Source organism: Micromonospora sp. NPDC047756 (assembly GCF_055587245.1).
In genome coordinates this window covers 205,466-224,734 of record NZ_JBVJGQ010000004.1, presented here as the reverse complement: position 1 = coordinate 224,734, position 19,269 = coordinate 205,466, and the positions used below count along the sequence as shown (strand labels likewise).

At 72.2% G+C, this 19,269-nt stretch carries 16 protein-coding genes and 1 riboswitch; of the genes, 11 read left to right on the top strand and 5 right to left on the bottom strand.

Annotation, left to right across the window (positions count from 1 at the left end; all coding sequences use genetic code 11):
* Positions 1 to 209: 209 nt before the first annotated feature.
* Positions 210 to 319: riboswitch (TPP riboswitch) on the top strand.
* The 7 genes from thiE to thiC all read left to right on the top strand — a co-directional run bounded on the left by thiE (position 314) and on the right by thiC (position 6,229).
* Positions 314 to 940 carry a thiamine phosphate synthase gene (gene thiE / locus ACZ6NZ_RS14165; RefSeq protein WP_366612164.1) on the top strand — a complete coding sequence of 209 codons (627 nt, stop codon included), beginning with the start codon at positions 314 to 316 and terminating at the stop codon, positions 938 to 940. (Overlaps the previous riboswitch by 6 nt.)
* Positions 934 to 2,100, top strand: a complete 1,167-nt coding sequence (thiO, locus tag ACZ6NZ_RS14160) for a glycine oxidase ThiO (RefSeq protein ID WP_465858555.1) — start codon at positions 934 to 936, stop codon at positions 2,098 to 2,100. Before thiE ends, thiO begins: the two co-directional genes overlap by 7 nt.
* A complete protein-coding gene (gene thiS, locus ACZ6NZ_RS14155) occupies positions 2,091 to 2,291 on the top strand; it encodes a sulfur carrier protein ThiS (protein ID WP_366612162.1) in 201 nt (66 codons plus the stop codon). Before thiO ends, thiS begins: the two co-directional genes overlap by 10 nt.
* Positions 2,288 to 3,067 (top strand): thiazole synthase, encoded by a 780-nt coding sequence (locus ACZ6NZ_RS14150; protein WP_465858554.1) that lies wholly within the window; start codon positions 2,288 to 2,290, stop codon positions 3,065 to 3,067. Before thiS ends, ACZ6NZ_RS14150 begins: the two co-directional genes overlap by 4 nt.
* A complete protein-coding gene (locus ACZ6NZ_RS14145) occupies positions 3,064 to 3,837 on the top strand; it encodes a thiamine phosphate synthase (RefSeq protein ID WP_465858553.1) in 774 nt (257 codons plus the stop codon). The genes ACZ6NZ_RS14150 and ACZ6NZ_RS14145 overlap by 4 nt, the downstream gene beginning before the upstream one ends.
* Positions 3,834 to 4,619, top strand: coding sequence for a bifunctional hydroxymethylpyrimidine kinase/phosphomethylpyrimidine kinase (gene thiD / locus ACZ6NZ_RS14140; RefSeq protein ID WP_465858552.1), 786 nt, complete (start codon positions 3,834 to 3,836; stop codon positions 4,617 to 4,619). Before ACZ6NZ_RS14145 ends, thiD begins: the two co-directional genes overlap by 4 nt.
* Positions 4,620 to 4,636: 17 nt before the next feature.
* The gene (thiC, locus tag ACZ6NZ_RS14135) at positions 4,637 to 6,229 is read left to right on the top strand and encodes a phosphomethylpyrimidine synthase ThiC (protein WP_465858551.1); all 1,593 of its coding nucleotides are present in this window, start codon (positions 4,637 to 4,639) and stop codon (positions 6,227 to 6,229) included.
* Positions 6,230 to 6,446: 217 nt separating this feature from the next.
* Here the strand turns inward: thiC and ACZ6NZ_RS14130 are convergent, their stop codons facing one another.
* The 4 genes from ACZ6NZ_RS14130 to ACZ6NZ_RS14115 all read right to left on the bottom strand — a co-directional run bounded on the left by ACZ6NZ_RS14130 (position 6,447) and on the right by ACZ6NZ_RS14115 (position 11,602).
* Positions 6,447 to 9,482 (bottom strand): hypothetical protein, encoded by a 3,036-nt coding sequence (locus ACZ6NZ_RS14130; RefSeq protein WP_465858550.1) that lies wholly within the window; start codon positions 9,480 to 9,482, stop codon positions 6,447 to 6,449.
* Positions 9,483 to 9,558: 76 nt separating this feature from the next.
* Positions 9,559 to 9,867 carry a cupin domain-containing protein gene (locus ACZ6NZ_RS14125; RefSeq protein ID WP_328652122.1) on the bottom strand — a complete coding sequence of 103 codons (309 nt, stop codon included), beginning with the start codon at positions 9,865 to 9,867 and terminating at the stop codon, positions 9,559 to 9,561.
* Complete coding sequence (locus tag ACZ6NZ_RS14120) at positions 9,864 to 10,814, bottom strand: LLM class F420-dependent oxidoreductase (protein WP_465858549.1); 951 nt, start codon at positions 10,812 to 10,814, stop codon at positions 9,864 to 9,866. Before ACZ6NZ_RS14120 ends, ACZ6NZ_RS14125 begins: the two co-directional genes overlap by 4 nt.
* Before the next feature lie 2 nt (positions 10,815 to 10,816).
* Positions 10,817 to 11,602: an ABC transporter ATP-binding protein gene (locus ACZ6NZ_RS14115; protein WP_238687817.1), complete on the bottom strand. Its 786-nt coding sequence runs from the start codon at positions 11,600 to 11,602 to the stop codon at positions 10,817 to 10,819.
* 270 nt (positions 11,603 to 11,872) lie between these two features.
* On the opposite strand from ACZ6NZ_RS14115, the gene ACZ6NZ_RS14110 reads away from it, so the two are divergent.
* Together ACZ6NZ_RS14110 and ACZ6NZ_RS14105 are read left to right on the top strand one after the other, a co-directional pair.
* A complete protein-coding gene (locus ACZ6NZ_RS14110; RefSeq protein WP_366612151.1) occupies positions 11,873 to 12,904 on the top strand; it encodes an ABC transporter substrate-binding protein in 1,032 nt (343 codons plus the stop codon).
* 103 nt (positions 12,905 to 13,007) lie between these two features.
* Positions 13,008 to 13,865 carry an ABC transporter permease gene (locus ACZ6NZ_RS14105; protein WP_366612149.1) on the top strand — a complete coding sequence of 286 codons (858 nt, stop codon included), beginning with the start codon at positions 13,008 to 13,010 and terminating at the stop codon, positions 13,863 to 13,865.
* A gap of 204 nt (positions 13,866 to 14,069) precedes the next feature.
* Here ACZ6NZ_RS14105 and ACZ6NZ_RS14100 read toward each other — a convergent pair whose 3' ends face one another.
* Positions 14,070 to 15,248, bottom strand: coding sequence for an ABC transporter substrate-binding protein (locus ACZ6NZ_RS14100; protein ID WP_366612148.1), 1,179 nt, complete (start codon positions 15,246 to 15,248; stop codon positions 14,070 to 14,072).
* Positions 15,249 to 15,692: 444 nt separating this feature from the next.
* On the opposite strand from ACZ6NZ_RS14100, the gene ACZ6NZ_RS14095 reads away from it, so the two are divergent.
* Both ACZ6NZ_RS14095 and ACZ6NZ_RS14090 read left to right on the top strand, forming a co-directional pair.
* On the top strand, positions 15,693 to 18,818 hold the full coding sequence (locus tag ACZ6NZ_RS14095) for a sensor histidine kinase (RefSeq protein ID WP_465858548.1): 3,126 nt from the start codon (positions 15,693 to 15,695) through the stop codon (positions 18,816 to 18,818).
* Positions 18,815 to 19,222, top strand: coding sequence for a roadblock/LC7 domain-containing protein (locus ACZ6NZ_RS14090; RefSeq protein WP_007465177.1), 408 nt, complete (start codon positions 18,815 to 18,817; stop codon positions 19,220 to 19,222). Before ACZ6NZ_RS14095 ends, ACZ6NZ_RS14090 begins: the two co-directional genes overlap by 4 nt.
* Positions 19,223 to 19,269 lie beyond the last annotated feature (47 nt).

The window sequence follows — 19,269 nt, the reverse complement described above, 5'->3', positions numbered from 1 at the left end:
ATTTTGTCGAATCGCTGAACAAATTAATTCGGCTGGCTCGATGTCGGGCAAGATGCGGACGGGTAACGGTTCTGCAACGGGGGGCGACATTCCGAACAGGACTGTATGAAGTGCCCCATTGGATCTCGGTCGTTTTGACGCCGCCGGCCCGGCCGGCCCCGCCGACCCCGCGCCTTGGCAGGCCGACGGATCTGTCGTACGGTGACACGCAAGTAACCCACGGGAGCCCGGTGTACCGGGCTGAGAGGGGGGCTGACAGCCCCCGACCGTCGAACCTGATCCGGATAATGCCGGCGCAGGGAGGAGAGTTGCCGTGCCGTCCCTGGGGCGATTGCATCTCATCACCGACACCAGACCCGGTCGCGACCCACTCGCCGTGGTCCGCGCCGCCCTCACCGTGGCCCACGACGACCTGGTGGTGCAGGTCCGGGTCGAGGATTCCGCCACCGACCGCGAGGCGTACGACCTGACCGCGCGGGTGGTGGCGCTCTGCGCGCCGTACCGGGCGACCTGCCTGGTCAACGACCGGTTGCACGTGGCGCTGGCGGTCGGTGCGGCAGGTGGGCACGTCGGTGCCGACGACCTGCCGGTCGCCGCCGCCCGCCGGGTGCTCGGCCCGACCGGTGTGCTGGGCGCGACCGCTCGCGCGCCGGGCCCGGCGGCCGAGGCCGTCGCGGCGGGCGCCAGTTACCTGGGCGTCGGTCCGTGTCACGCCACCAGCACCAAGACCGGCCTGCCGGACCCCATCGGGCCCGCCGGAGTACGCGCCGTGGTCGATGCCGTCGACGTCCCGGTGATCGCGATCGGCGGAGTGACCGCGGCCCGGGTGCCGGCGCTGCGGGCCGCCGGGGCGTACGGGGTGGCGGTGGTCGGTGCCGTCTCCGCCGCCGCCGATCCGGCACGGGCGACCGCCGAGCTGATCGAGGCCCTGACGTGCTGACCGGCCGGTCCCCGTCACCGCCGTCGAGCGACCGGGTCCGGCCGGACGTGGTAGTGGTGGGGGCGGGGCCGATCGGGCTGGCCGTCGCCTGGCGTTGCGCCGCGCGCGGGCTGCGGGTGGTGGTGCACGATCCGGCACCCGGCTCGGGGGCGTCGGCGGTGGCCGCCGGCATGCTCTCCCCGGTCGCCGAGGCGTACTTCGGTGAGCGGCAACTGACCGGGTTGCTGTTGGCATCCGCCGCCCGCTGGCCGGCGTTCGCCGCCGAGTTGACCGAGACGACCGGGGTCGGGATCGGCTACCGCACCGAGGGCACCCTGATGGTCGGGCTCACCGGCGACGACCTGGCCGAGGCGCGCCGGCTGTGGGCGTACCAGCAGGGGTTGGGCCTGCCCGTGACGCCGCTGCGCCCCAGCCAGCTGCGGGACAGCGAACCGGCGCTCGCGCCACGGGTACGCGGCGGCGCGCTCGCGCCCACCGACCATCAGGTCGACCCCCGGCTGCTGGTGCCGGCGCTGCGCACGGCCGCGCAGCGGGCCGGCGCGGTGCTCGTGCCGCAGCCGGTCCGCTCGCTGTCCGATGTGGAGGCCGCGGTCACCGTGGTCGCCGCCGGCTGCGGTGCCACCGCGCTCACCGGCCTGCCCGTGCGGCCGGTGAAAGGTCAGATCCTCCGGCTCCGCGCGCCCGACGGCGTCGCGCCGGGCTTCCGGCACGTGATCCGGGGGTACGCCGACGGCGAGCACGTCTACCTGGTGCCCCGCGCCGACGGTGAGGTCGTGCTCGGCGCGACGGTCGAGGAGCGATCGGACACCACTGTCACCGCCGGTGCTGTGCAACGGCTGCTGCGCGCCGGGGTCGACCTGCTGCCCGAGCTGGCCGAGTACGACCTGGTCGAGGCGGTCGCCGGGCTGCGCCCGGGCACCCCGGACAACGCGCCGATCCTCGGGCCGCTGCCCGATCGACCGGACGTCCTGGCCGCCACCGGGCACCACCGGCACGGCATCGTGCTCACCCCGATCACCGCCGACCTGATCGCCGACCTGGTGCTCGGCGGCGTACCCGACCCGATGCTCGCGCCCTTCCGGGCCGACCGCTTCGGCGGTGCCCCGGCGGCCGCGTCGGTCGGACCTGAAACGAGTGTGGAGGGGGACCTGTGGAGTTGACGGTGAACGGGGCCGGGCGCAGCGTCGCCGCCGGCGCGTCGGTGGCGGACCTGGTCCGCGACATCGTGGCGCACCCACGCGGGGTAGCGGTCGCGGTCAACGGCGAGGTGGTGCCCCGGGCCGGCTGGCCGGCCCGGACACTGCGCGACGGTGACCGGGTCGAGGTGCTGACCGCGGCGCAGGGCGGGTGAGCGGCGTGCCGTTCGAGCTGGGTGGGGAGACCTTCACCTCACGGCTGATCCTCGGCACCGGCGGTGCCGCGAACCTGCACGTGCTGGAGCAGGCGATCCGGGCGTCCGGCACCGAGCTGGTCACAGTGGCGTTGCGCCGGGTGGGCACGGCACCGGGCTCCGCGGGTGGGCTGCTGGAGCTGCTGGACCGGAGCGGCGTACGCCTGTTGCCGAACACCGCCGGCTGCCACACCGCGACCGAGGCGGTGAAGGTGGCCCGGTTGGCCCGGGACGCGTTCGACACCGACTGGGTCAAGCTGGAGGTGATCGGTGACGAGCGGACGCTCCTGCCCGACGGGGTGGAGCTGCTCCGCGCCGCCGAGGAGTTGGTCGCCGACGGTTTCACAGTGCTGCCGTACACCAGCGACGACCCGGTGCTCGCCCGTCGCCTCGCCGACGTGGGCTGCGCCGCGGTGATGCCGGCCGGCTCCCCGATCGGCTCGGGGCTCGGCGTCGGCAACCCGCACCACATTCGACTCATCCGGCAGGGTGTGGACGTGCCGGTGATCCTCGACGCCGGCATCGGCACCGCGTCCGACGCGGCGCTGGCCATGGAGCTGGGTTGTGACGGGGTGCTGCTGGCGAGCGCCGTCACCCGGGCGGCCGACCCGGTGGCGATGGCCACCGCGATGCGGTACGCCGTCGAGGCGGGCCGGCTGGCGGCCCAGGCCGGCCGGATCGAGCGTCGCTTCCACGCGCTCGCCTCCACTCCCGACGAGGGAAGACCCGAGCTGTGACCCCGCCGTCCGGGGTTGTCGTGTTGACCGATCGACTCGTCGCGCGGGAGGGGCTGGACCGGGTCGTCGCGAAAGCCGTGGCCGGGGGAGTGCGCTGGGTGGTGCTGCGGGAGAAGGACCTGCCCCGCGCCGAACGCGCCGCCCTCGCCGTCGAGCTGTGCGCGATCCTCGCCGACGTCGGCGGGACCCTCATCGTGGCCGGGCCCGACCCGCTCGGCGGCGACGCCGTGCACCTGCCCGCCGCCGGCCCGTACCCCCCGCCAACCCACTCCCTGGTAGGCCGCTCCTGCCACGACGCGGCCGAGCTGAACCGCCTGACCACCGAGCACTACGCCACCATCTCCCCGGTCTGGCTCACGAAGACCAAACCCGGCTACGGCCCACCCCTGGGTGTTGCAGCGCTGGGCAGCCTGGTCCGCGCCAGCCCGGTGCCCCTGCTCGCCCTCGGCGGGATCGAAACGCCAGACCAGGTAACTGCCTGTGTCCAAACAGGAGCGGACGGGGTGGCAGTGCTCGGCGCGCTCATGCGAGCCGAGAACCCCGCCGAAACAGCCGCCATCCTCACCAGCGCTTTCCAAGAGGCGGTCACCCCCAAGCTGACCCAAACCCGCCGCGGGGTCACCCAGGTCCCCACGTCAGGGCTGCGGCCGACCGTGCCCACGCAGGGATCAAGCCTGACCGCCCGGAGTGGGCACGGTCGGCCGCAGCCCCAAACCGCAACCAGAAACGGCCCGCCCCAGCCCCCAACCGCAACCAGGGAAAGAAAATGACCCCGCGAACACTACTGACAATCGCCGGCTCGGACTCCGGCGGCGGCGCGGGCATCCAGGCCGACCTCAAGGTCTTCGCCGCGCTGGGCGCGTACGGCACCAGCGTCCTCACGGCGGTCACCGCGCAGAACACCCGGGGTGTCGACGCGGTGCTGCCGCTGCCGCCGCGCACCGTCACCGAGCAGTTGGACAGCGTACTCACCGATTTCACCGTCTGCGCCGTGAAGACGGGAATGCTCGGCACCCCGGCCATCGCGGACGTGGTGGCCGAGGCCGCCCGGGACGGCCGGCTGCCCCAACTCGTCGTCGACCCGGTGCTGGTCGCCACGAGCGGTCACCGGCTCGGCGTGGTGGGCGCGGTGGAGCGGCTGCTGCCGTACGCCATGGTGGCGACCCCGAACTGCGCGGAGGCCGCGGCGATCACCGGACGCCCGGTGGACGACATCGCCGCGATGGTCGTGGCCGCCGAGGCCCTGGTGGCCGGTGGCCCGGAGTACGTGGTGGTCACCGGCGGTGACCTGGACGGGGGCGAGGCGGTCGACGTGCTGCACGGCGACGGCGTCACCACCGTGTTGCGGGCACCCCGGGTGACCACCCGGCACACCCACGGCACCGGGTGCTCGTTCTCGGCGGCGATCGCGGTGCGGCTCGGTCTCGGCGACCCGGTGCCGGAGGCCGTGGGGGCCGCCAAGGAGTACGTGCTCCGTGCGCTGACCGGCGCGCGGGGCTGGGAGCTGGGCGCGGGGCGCGGGCCGCTGAACCATTTCGGCTGGTCCGCCTGATCACCATGGAGGCTGTCATGCACGCACGAGGCAAGGTGTACGTCGAGGGTTCACGGCCGGATGTCCGGGTGCCGTTCGCGGAGGTGGGGCTGACCGGTGACCTGCCGCCGGTGCGGCTCTACGACACGTCCGGCCCGGGGTCGGACCCTGAGGTGGGGTTGCCCGCTTTGCGGGGCCGGTGGATCGCCGAGCGGGGTGACGTGGCGCCCGTACGGGGTGCGGGCACCCCGCTGGCCGGGGTGGGCAATCACCGGCCCACCCAGTTGGCGTACGCGCGGGCCGGTGTGGTGACGCCGGAGATGGAGTTCGTGGCGATCCGGGAGAACGTCGAACCGGAACTCGTGCGGGCCGAGATCGCCGCCGGCCGGGCGGTGCTCCCGCTCAACGTCAACCACCCGGAGTGCGAACCGGCGATCATCGGTAAGGCGTTCCTGGTCAAGGTGAACGCCAACATCGGCACCTCGGCGGTCAGCTCGTCGGTCGCCGAGGAGGTGGAGAAGCTCACCTGGGCCACCCGCTGGGGCGCGGACACCGTGATGGACCTCTCCACGGGCAAGCGGATCCACGAGACCCGGGAGGCGATCGTGCGGAACTCGCCGGTGCCGATCGGGACGGTGCCGATCTACCAGGCGTTGGAGAAGGTCGGCGGCGACCCGGTGAAGTTGAGCTGGGAGGTGTTCCGGGAGACCGTCATCGAGCAGGCCGAGCAGGGCGTGGACTACATGACCGTGCACGCCGGGGTGCTCCTGCCGTACGTGCCGCTGGCCGTGGACCGGGTGACCGGGATCGTGTCCCGAGGCGGCTCGATCATGGCGGCGTGGTGCCTGGCGCACCACGAGGAGAACTTCCTCTACACCAACTTCGAGGAGTTGTGCGCGCTGCTGGCGCGCTACGACGTGACGTTCTCCCTCGGTGACGGGCTGCGCCCCGGGTCGATCGCCGACGCCAACGACGAGGCGCAGTTCGCCGAGCTGCGTACCCTCGGTGAGCTGACGAAGATCGCCTGGGCGTACGACGTCCAGGTGATGATCGAGGGCCCCGGTCACGTACCGATGCACAAGATCAAGGAGAACGTGGACCTTCAGCAGGAGTGGTGCCACGAGGCGCCCTTCTACACGCTCGGTCCGCTGACCACCGACATCGCGCCCGCGTACGACCACATCACCTCGGCGATCGGCGCCGCGATGATCGGCATGTTCGGCACCGCGATGCTCTGCTACGTCACGCCGAAGGAGCACCTCGGCCTGCCGGACCGCGACGACGTCAAGGCGGGCGTGATCGCGTACAAGATCGCGGCACACGCGGCGGACCTGGCCAAGGGGCACCCGGGCGCGCAGGCCTGGGACGACGCCCTGTCGAAGGCGCGGTTCGAGTTCCGCTGGGAGGATCAGTTCAACCTCTCGCTGGATCCGGAGACCGCGCGCTCGTACCACGACGCGACCCTGCCCGCGGAGCCGGCGAAGACCGCGCACTTCTGCTCGATGTGTGGCCCGAAGTTCTGCTCCATGAAGATCACCCAAGAGCTCAAGGAGTACGCGGCGCGCGGCATGAAGGACAAGTCGGAGGAGTTCGTCTCCGGCGGGAGCCGGGTCTACCTCCCGCTCGCCTGATCTGCCGGCAGCCGGGCCGTCCTGCGGGTCGCACGGAGTCGCCCTGCCCGGTCCGGCGCGGGTGCCGTCGCTTGATTAACTCGGGTTCACGGATGGTGGGGCGTCCCGGTGAGTGGGTTGGCCCGGTATCAATGAACCCGAGTCAATCAAGCGGTTGGGCGGTGGGTCGGACCGCCGCGATGAGGCAGGTCGGTTGCGGCAGACCGGTCGGGGTGGGTCAGTCGCGGTGGTGTCGACCGGTGGAGCGCAACGACCGGCGGCTGTTCTCCTGCTCGGGCTCGTTGTCCGACACCGGCTTGCTCAGGCCGGCGACCCAGTCGACGAACTCCTCGTCCTGGGACGCCAGCGGCTCCGCCTCATCCGACGTCTTCGGGCTCTCCTCGTCGGCCCGGGACCGGTTGCGGCGGAACAGCCCACCGAGCCGTCCTCGCCGGGAGGGCTGCTCTGCCACCTCCGGTTGCGTTGGTTCGGCCGACGTGGTGTCGGTCGGCGCCAGATCGCCGGTACCGGTGCTGGCATCGGAGGGCGTGCCCTCCGCACGGCCCGGGTGTCCGGCCGGGGCGGTCGTCTCGGCGGCTTCGGTGGGCGCTGTCCGTGCCGTCGAGCTGTCCGGTGATCCGGCGGACCCGCGCCGCCGAGAGGTGTCGAACGCGTTCCAGGTGCCGGCCCGGCTCAGGTCCGGAAGCGGTGCCCGATGCCGGGGCCTCGGCGTCGGCCCGGTCGGCGCGTCAGGACCGCTCGCCCCCTCCGGTGCCGTTGCTCCCGGCTGGGCGGCCTGCGGTGGCACCGTCCACGTCGAGGTCACCGGCCAGGCCGACGGCGCGGGCGTCCACAGGTCAGCCGCCGGGTCGCTGGCGGTGGTGGCCGCGAACAACCCGGCGGCGGGAACGTCCTCGGCAGCGGAGCGCGCGCTGTCGGTGCCACGAGCCCCGGCGATCGAGGAAGCGCTGCTCGCGTCGGCCGCTGCCGCCTTGCTGTCCGTGCCGGCCTTCGTGGCGCGCGGGGTGGCTTCCGCGCCAACCTCGTCGGCCGTGGCGGTCGGTGCTGGTGTCGATCCGGTCCCGGTCGTGGGGGCCTGTGGGGCGTCGGTCGGCGTGCTGGGGGACTCCGGGTCGGCCGGCACCTGCGTCGCACCGGTTCCGGCGGTCGTCGCGGCCGGTGCCCGCTTCGAGCCGGTGGCGGAGGTGGCCGGTGCCCGCTTCGCGCCGGTAGCGGTGGTCCGGGCCGCCGTGCCGGAGGCAGCAGCCGAGGCGACCCCGGAGGCCGAACTCGACCGCTCACCCAGGCTTTGCTGGCTGGCCGTCGACGTGTCGGCGGTGGTGGCGTCGGCCGATCTGCCCGGCCGGGTGCCCTTCGTGGCGCGTCCGGTGGTCGTCGGTGGGGTGGTCGTCTCGCGAGCGGTCGTCCCGCTTGTGGTGGTCGCGCTTGCGGTGGTCGCGCTTGCGGTCGTCCCGCTTGCGGTGGTCGCGCTTGCGGTCGTTCCGCTTGCGGTCGTCCCGCCGGTGGTCGTCTCGCTGGTGGTTGCCGAACCGGCGGGGGACGTGTCGTCGGCCCCGTCGGTGGCGGTGGCGTCCGGGTCGGCCTTCGCCTTGCGGCTGCGTCGGGGCTTGATCGTCACCGGCGCCCCGGCCGTGCCGGCGGTGCTCGGGGCTGGCCCCGTGCCCGTCGAGGCTGTGGTTTCGGGGCCGGGAGCATCAGAGCCGGGCGTCGTTGTGCTGGTCGCCTCGGTGCCGCTGCCCGCGCTGGTCGTGCCGGTCGCGCCCGTGCCGCTCGCCGCGTCGGCGGACTTGCGGGTGGTGCGCCCACCGGTCGGCCCGCCACTGGTCGTCGTGCGGCCGCCCGGGTCCGTCGCCGTGCTGCTGGTCGGCTCGTCGCCGGCCCGGCCGCCCGTCGCGTCGTCGGCCCGGCCGCCCGTCGCGGTGTTGGCGCGTCCGGCCGTCGAGCCGGTCGCGGTGGCGTCGCTGACGTCGGCGGCGGCCGAGGGCTCGCTCGTGGCCAGCACATCGTCCTGACGCGGAGGCGTCTGCCCAGCGGCGGTGAACTCACCGGTCGGCGCGGTCAGCCAGGCCGCGGGTTGAGCCGATGCGCCGGGAGTAGCCGGTGCGGCGGGAGTCGGCCCGTGCTCTCCGCTCGCGGTGGTCTCCGGCCAGTCCCAGTGGGCCGGGACGGTGCGTACGGCGTCGGGGTCGCCCGTCGCCCACGGACCCGCGACGACGCCGGCGGGCTTCGTGCGGGTGGCCAACTCCGTGTCGGTGCGCTCGGCGCTGTCCTTGTCGTTCGCCGCGCTGTCGCCGCCGTTCGCCGCGCTGTCCCTGTCGCTCGGCGCGCTGGTCGGTGCCGGCCCGGCGGGCAGCGGGCGCAGGATGGCGGTGGGCTCGATCGCCTGCGGATCGGTGGTACGGGCACCCATCGGCCAGCGCAGCAGCGCCGCGGCGGCCGCGCCGAGCGCTCCGGCGAGGATCGCGATCAACGAGCCGTAGTAGGGCGCGGTCTGGTAGCGGTCCACCGCGTCGCCCGGACCGGCGGTCAGGTAGGCGAACGCCACCAGCACCGGACCGGCCACCCCGGTGGCTCCGCTGACCAGTGGAGCCTGACCCCGCGAGCGCGCCAACCCGGCGGTCGCCGCGCCGGCCAGCAGCGCCACGATGGGCAGCAGGAGCATCGCCAGTCGCTGTGCGGCGGCGTCGTCGAGCCAACTCGGCTCCAGTACGCCGAGCCGGACGGTCGGCAGTGGGCCGGCCGTGCCGAGCGACGGTAGGACGGAGATCAGCGCCAGCAGCCAGACCGTGCCGGCCACGGCCGCCATGTTCCACCCCAGTTCGGGTCGGAACAGGACGGCGATCGCCCCGCCCGCCCCGATCACCGCACCGACCATGGCGCAGATGCCCACCGCCCAGACCGGGTCGACGGAGATCAGCTCCGCGGCGCGGGCGGGCTGCATGCAGAGCGGGGCGATGACTGTGGCACCGAGCGCTGCCGCGCCGCCGACCGCCAACTGCCGTCCGGTGCCGGTCGGCGGAGCGTCGCGGCGAGCGAGGCGTCCGGTCAGGACGGCGCCGGCGACGGCTGCGTTGGCGGCGAACCAGCCCACCCAGACCAGCTGGGCCGGCCACTGGTTGACGGTCGTACCGGTGAATGCGCCGGTCAGGCGGACGATGCCGAAGCCGTACGCGACGCCGAGCTGGCCGGCTCCGGCCAGCACGCTCACCCCGAGCGCCGTGAGCAGTAGTCTGCCCCAGGTCCGAAAGGCCATGTCCGGCACGTTACGCACCCGGTACACCCGATAGCCAACGGCGCGCCGCGCGGCACGCCGGTGGCGACCGGCGGGTCTACTTGAGTTCGACCAGCCGAGCCAGGTAAGTCGTATCCCCGACATTGGTCAGCATGTGCACCGCGCCCGGGTCCCGGTAGACGACTCCACCGGTGGGCTCGTCGGCGTCGATCAGGGTGCCGTCGATGGTCTGCACGACGTTCTTGGCGCCCTCGATCGCCACCACCAGGTAGGGGTGGTCGTGCCGGTGCAGCGGTTGCCGCTCGCCCGGCTCGAGGCGGATGTGCCAGACCCGGACCCGGTCGTTCTCGTACACGATCTCCTGGCCCACCGGCCCGAGTTCGGTTCCGTCGATCACGTCGGTCATCGTGCTCCGTCCAGTTGGGGCAGCACCTCGGCGGCGATCAGCTCAAGGTGGTCGAGATCATCGAAGTCGATCAGGCGCAGGTGGACGCGGGTGGTACCGATCGCGGCGAACTCGCCGAGCCGCTGCGCGAGCTGCGCGGGGGAGCCGACCACCGGGTCCTCCGGTGGCAGAGCGCTCTTCTCGTGCAGGGGCGCGGCCCGACGCCGGGCCTCCGCGTCGGTCCGGCCGATGGCGACGACGATCCCGGCGGACAGCACCAACGGGGCGCGTCCGGACTCCGTGCGTCCGCTGCGCTCACACGCCTCGCGCACCCGGTCGTACGCCGCGGCGGTGACGGCCACGGACTTGAACGGCATGTTGAACTCGTCGGCGTAGCGGGCGGCCAGTTCGGGTGTGCGCTTGGGGCCACGCCCGCCCACGATGATCGGCGGGCCGGGCACCTGCACCGGCTTGGGCAGGGCGGGAGCGTCCACCAACCGGTAGTGGTCGCCGGTGAAGCTGTAGGTCTCGCCGGGTGGGGTGGCCCACAGCCCGGTGATCACCTCAAGCTGCTCGGCCAGCCGGTCGAAACGCTCGCCGACCGCCGGGAACGGGATGCCGTACGAGGTGTGCTCGCGCTCGTACCAGCCGGCGCCGATGCCGAGGTCGACCCGGCCACCGCTCATCTGATCGACCTGCGCGACCATCACCGCGAGGGGGCCGGGCAGGCGGAACGTGGCCGACGTCACCAGGGTGCCGAGTCGGATCCGCTCGGTTTCCCGGGCCAGCGCGGCGAGGGTCAGCCAGGCGTCGGTGGGGCCGGGCAGGCCCGGATCGGCGCCCATCGACTGGTAGTGGTCGGCGCGGAGGAAACCTTCGTAGCCGCAGGCCTCGACCAGCCGGGCGAACCGGAGCTGGGTGTCGTAGCTGGCGCCACGGTTCGGCTCGGTGAAGACCGACACCCGCATGGTCAGTGTCCTTCCGCGCCGGCGGTGGCCGGCTGTTCGCGTTCCATCAGCAGTTCGTGCAGGTCCGCACTGACCTGGGCGACGTCGGCCAGGTGGGCGTTGCGGCCCAGGGTGCGGGGCCGGGGGATGGTCACGTCGACGACCTTGCGGATCCGGCCGGGGCGCGGGCTCAGCACGACCACCCGGTCGGCGAGCAGCACCGCCTCGTCGATGGAGTGGGTGACGAAGACGATGGTCGGCTTGTTCTCCATGTGCACCCGCTGGAGTTCGCCGGAGAGTTCCTCGCGGGTGAGCGCGTCCAGCGCGGAGAACGGCTCGTCCATCAGCATCACGCGCGGCTCACCGATCAACGACCGGCACAGCGACACCCGCTGCTGCATCCCGCCGGAGAGTTCGTGCGGCAGCCGCTTCTCGAAGCCGGCCAACCCGGCCACGTCGAGCAGTTGCCGGGCCCGCTCCCGGTGCTTGGCGCGGCTCCAGCCGAAGATCTCCACCGGCAGCAGGACGTTGTCCAGCACGGTGCGCCAGGGCAGCAGCGCCGGCTTCTGGAACAGCATGGCGATGTCCTGGCGGGGGCGGGCGATCGGCGTACCGGCGACGGTGATCTCACCGGCGCTCAGCGGGAGCAGCCCGGCGATCAGCCGCAGCAGTGTGGACTTGCCGCAGCCGGAGCGGCCGAGCACGGCGACGAACTCGCCCTCGGCGACGTCGAGGTTGATGCCGCGCAGCGCCTCCACCCGGCCGGACCGGCCCTCGAAGGTACGGGACACCCCGGACAGTCGGATCATCTCCGGCGTACCTCCGCTGAGTGGACGGTCAGGAATCCGACAAAGGCTAGCCGCCCTCCCGAGGTATCGCACCGGCTGGGGTGGTCGTCAGGTTGTTTCCGTTCCGCAACCCGATGCGCCTGGCGTCGGGACTGTGGGTTTCTCGTACGCTGTGCCCGCGAAGAGTCCCCCCACGACGGCGGCGTCCGGCTTCCACCCCTCCCGCCGGCCCGTCACGACAACCCCCTCCGGTGGCCTGCCGGCCCCGGTCGGAAAGGACATGGTGCACTGATGAGAAGGCTGACCCGTACGGTCGCTACGGCCGCGCTGGCCACCGCCCTCGCCCTTGTCTCCGCCTGCAGCAGCGGGTCGGATTCGGCCGACGATGCCAAGGGCGGCGACGGCAAGACGCTGGAGAAGGTGACCTACCTCACCTCGTTCGGTAACTTCGGTCGTGACTCCTACGCCTGGGTGGCGAAGGACAAGGGCTTCTTCAAGGAAGCCGGTTTCGACGTCGAGATCAAGGCTGGTCAGGGCACCGGCGGCGTGATCCAGACCATCGTCGGCGGCCAGGCCGACTTCGGCCCGATCGACCTCACCGGCGGTCTGCTCCAGCTCGGCAACGGCCAGGCGAAGGACTTCACCGCGGTGGCCGCGATCCAGCAGCGCACCATGGCGGGCATCGCCACCGTCGAGGGCAAGAACATCAGCTCGCCGAAGGACCTGGAGGGCAAGAAGCTCGCCGACACCCCCGGCTCCGTGGTCCGCAACCTGTTCCCGACGTACGCCCGGCTCGCCGGCGTGGACGCGACCAAGGTGACCTGGGTCAACGGTGAGGCGCAGGCGCTGATCGGCACGCTGGCCTCCGGCTCGGTGGACGGCATCGGTCAGTTCGTCGTCGGTCAGCCGACCATCGAGGCGGTGGCCAAGAAGAAGGCCGTCATGCTGCCGTACAGCAACGTGATGCAGGACCTCTACGGCAACGTGCTGATCACCTCCTCGAAGATCGCCAAGGAGAAGCCCGAGATGGTGAAGAAGTTCACCGCGGCGCTGCTCAAGGGCCTGGAGTACAGCCTGGCGAACTCCAAGGAGGCCGCCGACATCCTGAAGAAGAACGTCGACGCCACCAACCCGGTCTCCGCCGCCGCCGAGCTGGAGCTGATGGCCGCGTACGTCCGTTCCGGCAACACCGGCACCGCGATCGGCACCCTGGACAGCGGTCGGGTCGCCAAGAGCATCGCCATCCTGCAGGGCGCCGGCGCGCTGAAGCAGAACATCACCCCCGAGCAGATCATCGACTTCAGCCTCGCGCCGAAGGCCTGATCGTCCGGTCGTCATCAGGGGGTACGTCCCGCCGATCCCGGTGGGGCGTACCCCCGTCGCTCGTCGGCCCCCGGCGGGCCGTGGGATTTCGAGGAGGACAGAGATGACCGACGTCCGGTCAGCGGACCCGGTGGTGGCGGAACCCCCGCCCCCGAGTGCCGGCCCCGAGGTGGGGCGCACGGGTCGAGGTGCCGGTCTGCGGGCCGGGGCCGAGGCGGTGCTGCCCGCGGTCGGCATCCTGGTCGCGCTGGCGGCGTGGTGGCTGATCGCCCGGCTGGAGCTGGTCCACCCCGCAGCCCTGCCCCCACCCGGCGACGTGCTCACCGCGTTCGTCGACAAGCCGGCGCAGCTGCTGGAGCACACCTGGGACACCACGTTGGAGATCCTGACCGGGTTCGCCCTCTCGGTGGCCGCCGGTGTGCTGATCGGGCTCTCGCTGGCCAGCTCCCGCACCGTGGAGCGGATGTTCACGCCACTGCTGGTCGCTGTGAACGCGGTGCCGAAGATCACGCTGGGTCCGCTGCTGGTGGTGGCGCTCGGCTGGGGCCAGAAGCCGATCCTGACCATGGTGTTCCTGCTCTGCTTCTTCCCGATCGTGCTGTCCACCGCGACCGGCTTGACCACCACGCCGGCCGACCTGGCCGAACTGGTGCGGTCCTGGAACGCGTCCCGCTGGCAGGCGTTCCGCAAGGTGCGCTTCCCGGCCGCGTTGCCGCAGATCTTCGTCGGGCTCAAGGTGGCCATGCCACTGGCCGCGATCGGCGCGGTGATCGGTGAGTTCCAGGCCGGCGAGAGCGGCCTCGGTTTCGTCATCACGCAGTACGCCGGCGTCGGCGACACCGCCACCGCCTGGGCGGCGATCATGCTGGTGGCGTTGGTGAGCATCCTGCTCTACTCGGCGCTCCTGCTGATCGAGCGGTTCGCCCTGCCCTGGGTGCGAGAAACCACAAGCAGCCGCTAACAACAGAAGAGATCAATCCCCGGATACGCGAAGGGCCGGCCTCCCACTGGGAGGCCGGCCCTTTCCGTCAAAGCCGCAGGTGAGTGAGGTGTGGCCGACCGTCCCCGGCGGAGGGATCAAGCCTGACCGCCCAGAGCCGGGGACGGTCGGCCACACCCCCACCCGGCACCCCGACGAACCCAGCCAGATGAAAGGCCCGAGCGTCTACCCAGCCAACCGCCAGCGCCCGTTGCGGGCGACCAGCGTGGTGAGCGCCTGCGGCATCAGGCCGCTGTGGTTGTCCGGCGTCATGCGGATCGGGCCGGAGAGGCCGTCCATCTGGGACGTCTCCAGCACGTCCCGGATGCCGTTGCGGTCCACCTTCCCGATCTCGCCACCGGCGCGCAGTTCGGCGTCGGCGATGAGCTGGACGGCGTCCGCGGCGAACGACGAGGACCCGTTGTAACCACCGAAGCGGGCCGTGTAGTCCTGGAACCACTGCCGCCGCGCCGCCTTGGCCGGCGTGGTCGCGATCACGTCATCGATCACCATGGTCTGCGTGAAGATCAGCGTGGCCTTCTCGGTCGCCTTGGCCGCCGCGCCGAGGAAGAGGTCCCCGGCCGCTCCCGCGTCGAAGTAGATGGACCCACGGAAGATGGTCTGCTGGACGCTGGTCGCGGCCAGTGTCGCCTGCTCCGGCGGGGTCCAGAAGACCATCGCGTCCGGCTTGCCCGAGGCGAGCTGCTGGACCTGCTGGCTGACGTCGGTGTCGGTGGTCTTGACCCGCTGCTGGCGGAGCGTGATCTTGGCCTTGTCCAGCTCGCTCTTGAGCGCCGCCGCGCCCTCCTGGCCGTAGTCGTCGTCGCTGACCAGCATCCCCACCTTGCGGATGTTGTTGCGGCGCAGTTCGGTGGTCAGTGCGGCGGCGCTGTCCGGCGCGTTGGGGCCCAGCTTGAACACGTAGCGCCGTTCAGCGGCCGGCGCGGCGATCGCACCGGAAGCGGCTAGCGCAATGGTGGGAATCCGCTTCTCGTTGATGGTTCCGACAGCTCCGACCGCGCATTCGTTGCAGCCGCCCATGATGATGGCGCTGACCTTCGAATCGCTGCTGAAGTCGACGATGTTGCGAAGTGACTCGGCCGAGTCGGAACGGTTGTCCTTCACCTTCAGGTCGATCCTCCGGCCGTTCAGTGCTCCGGAGGCGTTCAACTGATCGACCTTGAGTTCGAGGGCGCGCTGGTATGTCCGGCCAACGGTGGCTGCGGCGCCGGAGAGTTCGAGATCGGCGGCGATCACGATCGGACTCGTGTCCTTCTCCGCCTCACCAAACTGGCAGCCGGTGAGCGTGGTGGCCACTACGGCCGATGCGAGCGCCGCGATGGTCGCGGAGCGGATGGGGCTCAACTCAGTCCTCCAGGTGCGGGCGCGGGCGCTGCCCGGTCACCGCCGCTAATCCGTCCTCAGTGGAGGACGGGATCTCCTCTGCCGTACGGTGTGCGCGAAGCCTGCAAAACCTTGCCAATGGCCGGCGCTGTGGTCAAGCGCGGACCCCGGCAGCATTTTCGGGACGGTCATCCCACATGCTGGGGTAACGCAATGTTTGCAAAAGCTCACTTTGCACACACGCGTGACCACTCTGGAGTTACATGCCCTGTTCAGGGGCTTGCGGAAATGAAGGTATCAGTTGCCCGGATCACGGGATGCGCTCCGTCCGACCGTTTCCTACCTCACTGCGGCTTCCCAAACACGATCATCTCTGATGAAATCGCGGCCGTGCCGCGCGTGGTCCCCTCCGCTTACGGCATGGCTCGGCGGCTCAGGCGGGGAAGAAACGACGGAGGCGATGTCGTGAGCACCGGACCGACGACCCTGCCCGCGCTCGGCGACAACGGTCGGCCTGCGCGCCGACGGATGCCGAGACTGCGTGACGCCCGGATCCGGTCCAAGTTGGCGTTGATTCTGGTCGTCCCGGTGGCGGCGGTGATCGCGCTGGCCACGGTCCGCCTGATCTCCGTCGGCGAGGGCGCGTTCGACGCCACCCAGGCCCGGTCACTGACGGCCCTCTCCGTCGACGTCAGCGCCCTCACCCAGGACCTCCAGTCCGAACGGATGGCAGCGGCCGCCTACCTCGCCGCTCCGCAGCAGCCGGCCGACGCGTACAACCTGCGGGTCCGCCAGACGCAGCAGCGAGTGGACGAGTACCGCGCCGAGCGGGGCCGGATCGGCGACGTACCGGCCGCCCTGCGGGACCGGCTGACCGCCATCGACGACCACCTGGCCACCCTGGACGGCACCCGTCAGGAGGTGTTGGACCGCCGGCAGATGGCGGTCGCCGAGGCGGTGCTCCGCTACGGAGTCATCCTCACCGACCTGGTCTCCTACGGTGACGGTCTGGCCCAGCTGCCCGGCTCGGAGAGCCTGGCGGACAGCCGCCGTGCGGTCGCCGCCTTCGCCCGCGCCAAGGCCTCCGTCGCCGAGGAAGAGGCCGTCGCCTTCACCGCGCTGACGGCCGGCCAGCTCGACTCGGAGCAGTTCTCGTCCTTCGTGGCAACGTTGACCGGTCAGCAGGAGGCGCTGGTCGCCTTCTCGCTGGCCGCCGACCCGGTGCAGCGCGCACTGGTCGACAGCACCGTCTCCGGCGACGCAGTCGGCCTGGCCGACCGGGTGGCCACCGACATCACCCGCTCGGTCGGGCAGCGCCCACTGGTCACCGCTCAGGACGCCACCGCTGCGATCGGCGCCGTCAACGACCTGATGCGCTGGGCCGAGATCCAACTGCAGGACCGACTGCTCCAGCAGGCAGACCAGGCCCGCTCGGACGTCATCCGGCAGGCGGTGGTCGAGTCGATCCTGGTGCTGTTGACCCTCATCATCGCCATCTCGCTGGCCGTGGTGCTGGCCCGCTCGCTCAACCACTCGCTGCGCCGACTGCGCGAGGGCGCGCTCTCGGTGGCCAACCACGACCTGCCCGACGCCGTGCAGCGGCTGCAGACCATGGGCAGCGTGGGTGACGGCGGGGTGGACGAGATCGTCCGCCAGGTCCGGGACCCGATCCAGTTGAACAGCCGCGACGAGGTCGGTCAGGTGGCGCTGGCCTTCAACGTCGTCCACCGGGAGGCGGTGCGGGTCGCCGCCGAGCAGGCGGCACTGCGTACCAGCGTCTCGGCGATGTTCCTCAACCTGGCCCGCCGCAGTCAGACCCTGGTCGACCGGATGATCGGCGAGCTGGACGCGATCGAGCGCGGCGAGGAGGACCCGAAGCGACTCGCGCAGCTCTTCGAACTGGACCACCTGGCCACTCGAATGCGCCGCAACGACGAGAACCTGCTCGTCCTGGCCGGCGCCGACTCCGCCGCGCCGCGTCACGACGACGCGTTGGTGGTGGACGTGCTGCGCGCCGCCCAGTCCGAGGTCGAGCTCTACAACCGCATCGAGTTCGGCACCGTGGACACCGACATCTCGGTGGCCGCGCACGCGGTGAACGACGTGGTACGCCTCGTCGCCGAGCTGCTCGACAACGCCACCCGGTTCTCACCACCGAACACCACTGTGGTCGCCGACGGCCGCCGGATCCGTGACTACGTGCTGATCCAGATCGAGGACCGCGGGCTCGGCCTCACCGACGACCAGCTCGACTCGCTCAACCGGCGGCTCGCCGCCCCGCCGAGCGTGGACGTCGCCGCGTTCCGACTGATGGGTCTGGCCGTGGTGAGCCGGCTCGCCTCCCGCTACGGCATCCGGGTGGAGTTGCGCCGCAACGTCGAGGGCGGCACCGTCGCCCAGGTGACGTTGCCCGCCGCCACCGTGGTGCTGCCCAGCAACCGGGGCCGCGAGCAGGTGCTCACCCGGCCGCGTCAGCCGATGGCGGTGGAGCAGTCGCCGCTCTCCTCGGCCGGCCACGCCGAGCAGTTCGCCGGTGCTGCCACGACGGCGGCCACGCTGCCCGACCAGTGGCGAACCAGCACGCCGGCACCCGCACAGTGGCAGTCGCCGCTGGACTCGCGGGACACCACCCCGGCCGTACACGCCGGTGGCTACACCGGTCCGCGCTCGACGATGCCGCCGGCACCCGCCGCACCCGCCGCTCCGGCGCCCGCCGCCCCGCTGCCGCCGGCCCGGCCGGCCTACAACAGCGGTGCGGGCGCCTCGCTGGGCAGCCCGACGGTGGCGTACCCGACGGTCGACCCACTGCCTCGGCGTGGCTCCACCGCGGACACCCCGGACGGGCGTGGATCCCAGGGCCTCCCGGTCGGGCCGGTCGCCGGGCCGGCCGCGGTGGCGCCGCCGGCCGCTCCGTCGGTGCCGGCCGCGCCGGTCAGCACCCGGCCGGACTTCCCGGCCGAGGCTCCGATCTTCCGGGAGATGGAGGCGGTCTGGTTCCGGTCGCACGGCGACGACGCCACCGCGATCTTCACCCGGCCCAACTTCGACGAGCCGCCCGCGCCCGCCACCACCCCGGCGGCCGACGCCGGCCTGCGCACCGGCAACGGCGGCCAGCCGAACACCGCAACGGTGCCGGCCGCGGCGCCGGCCCGACCGAAACTGCCGACCCGTACCCCGGGCAGCACCGACGGCACAGCCGCCCTGGGCGACGGCCCCGGCGCCACAATGGACGGGTTCGGGACACGACCGTCGGCGCCGCCGACGTACACCCCGCCCCCGGCCGCCCCGACGGCTCCGCCCGCACCCGCACCCGACCCGGCAGCATGGCGTACGGCGGCGGACGAGGGCTGGTCCCGGGCCAGCCGGGCTGCCGAGCCGGCCCCCGCCGGCACCACCCGCTCCGGGTTGCCCAAGCGGGTGCCGCAGCAACAGCTCGTGCCGGGTGGCATCGAACCGAAGAGCGGCCGGGACCGCAGCCGGCGGACCCCGGACGAAGTACGGGGTCTGCTGTCGGCCTACCACCGCGGCGTGCAGCGCGGTCGGACGGCCGGAACGGACCTGAACAGCACCTCGACCAAGGAGAGCCGATGAACAGGCCAGCTGCCATGCAGGACATGGGTTGGCTGCTCACCAACTTCGCCGACAGCGTGGCGGGTATCGCCCACGTGGTGGCGGTGTCCGCAGACGGGCTGTTGCTCGCGTCGTCCCGGGATCTGCCGGGGGACCGGGCCGACCAGCTCGCCGCGATCACCTCCGGGGTGGTGAGCCTGACCGAGGGCGCGGCCCGGATGTTCAGCGCGGGCGGGGTGTTGCAGACAGTCATCGAGATGGACAGCGGGTACCTCTTCCTGATGTCGATCAGCGACGGCTCCTCGATGGCCGTGCTGGCCGCGCGTAGCTGCGACGTGGGCCAGGTGGGCTACGAGATGGCGCTGCTGGTCGAGCGGGTGGGTGCCGCGCTGGTGCCGCTGCCGCGCGACGCGGTGCGCTCCTAGCACCGGAAGGCGGCGCTCGTTTTGAGCGCCGGACCAGGGACGAGAGG

Excerpts from the sequence above, each read along its gene's own strand:
- thiD (WP_465858552.1), top strand. The coding sequence starts at position 3,834 with ATGACCCCGCGAACACTACTGACAATCGCCGGCTCGGACTCCGGCGGC.
- thiC (WP_465858551.1), top strand. The coding sequence starts at position 4,637 with ATGCACGCACGAGGCAAGGTGTACGTCGAGGGTTCACGGCCGGATGTC.
- ACZ6NZ_RS14130 (WP_465858550.1), bottom strand. The coding sequence starts at position 9,482 with ATGGCCTTTCGGACCTGGGGCAGACTACTGCTCACGGCGCTCGGGGTG.
- ACZ6NZ_RS14125 (WP_328652122.1), bottom strand. The coding sequence starts at position 9,867 with ATGACCGACGTGATCGACGGAACCGAACTCGGGCCGGTGGGCCAGGAG.
- ACZ6NZ_RS14120 (WP_465858549.1), bottom strand. The coding sequence starts at position 10,814 with ATGCGGGTGTCGGTCTTCACCGAGCCGAACCGTGGCGCCAGCTACGAC.
- ACZ6NZ_RS14115 (WP_238687817.1), bottom strand. The coding sequence starts at position 11,602 with ATGATCCGACTGTCCGGGGTGTCCCGTACCTTCGAGGGCCGGTCCGGC.
- ACZ6NZ_RS14110 (WP_366612151.1), top strand. The coding sequence starts at position 11,873 with ATGAGAAGGCTGACCCGTACGGTCGCTACGGCCGCGCTGGCCACCGCC.
- ACZ6NZ_RS14105 (WP_366612149.1), top strand. The coding sequence starts at position 13,008 with ATGACCGACGTCCGGTCAGCGGACCCGGTGGTGGCGGAACCCCCGCCC.
- ACZ6NZ_RS14090 (WP_007465177.1), top strand. The coding sequence starts at position 18,815 with ATGAACAGGCCAGCTGCCATGCAGGACATGGGTTGGCTGCTCACCAAC.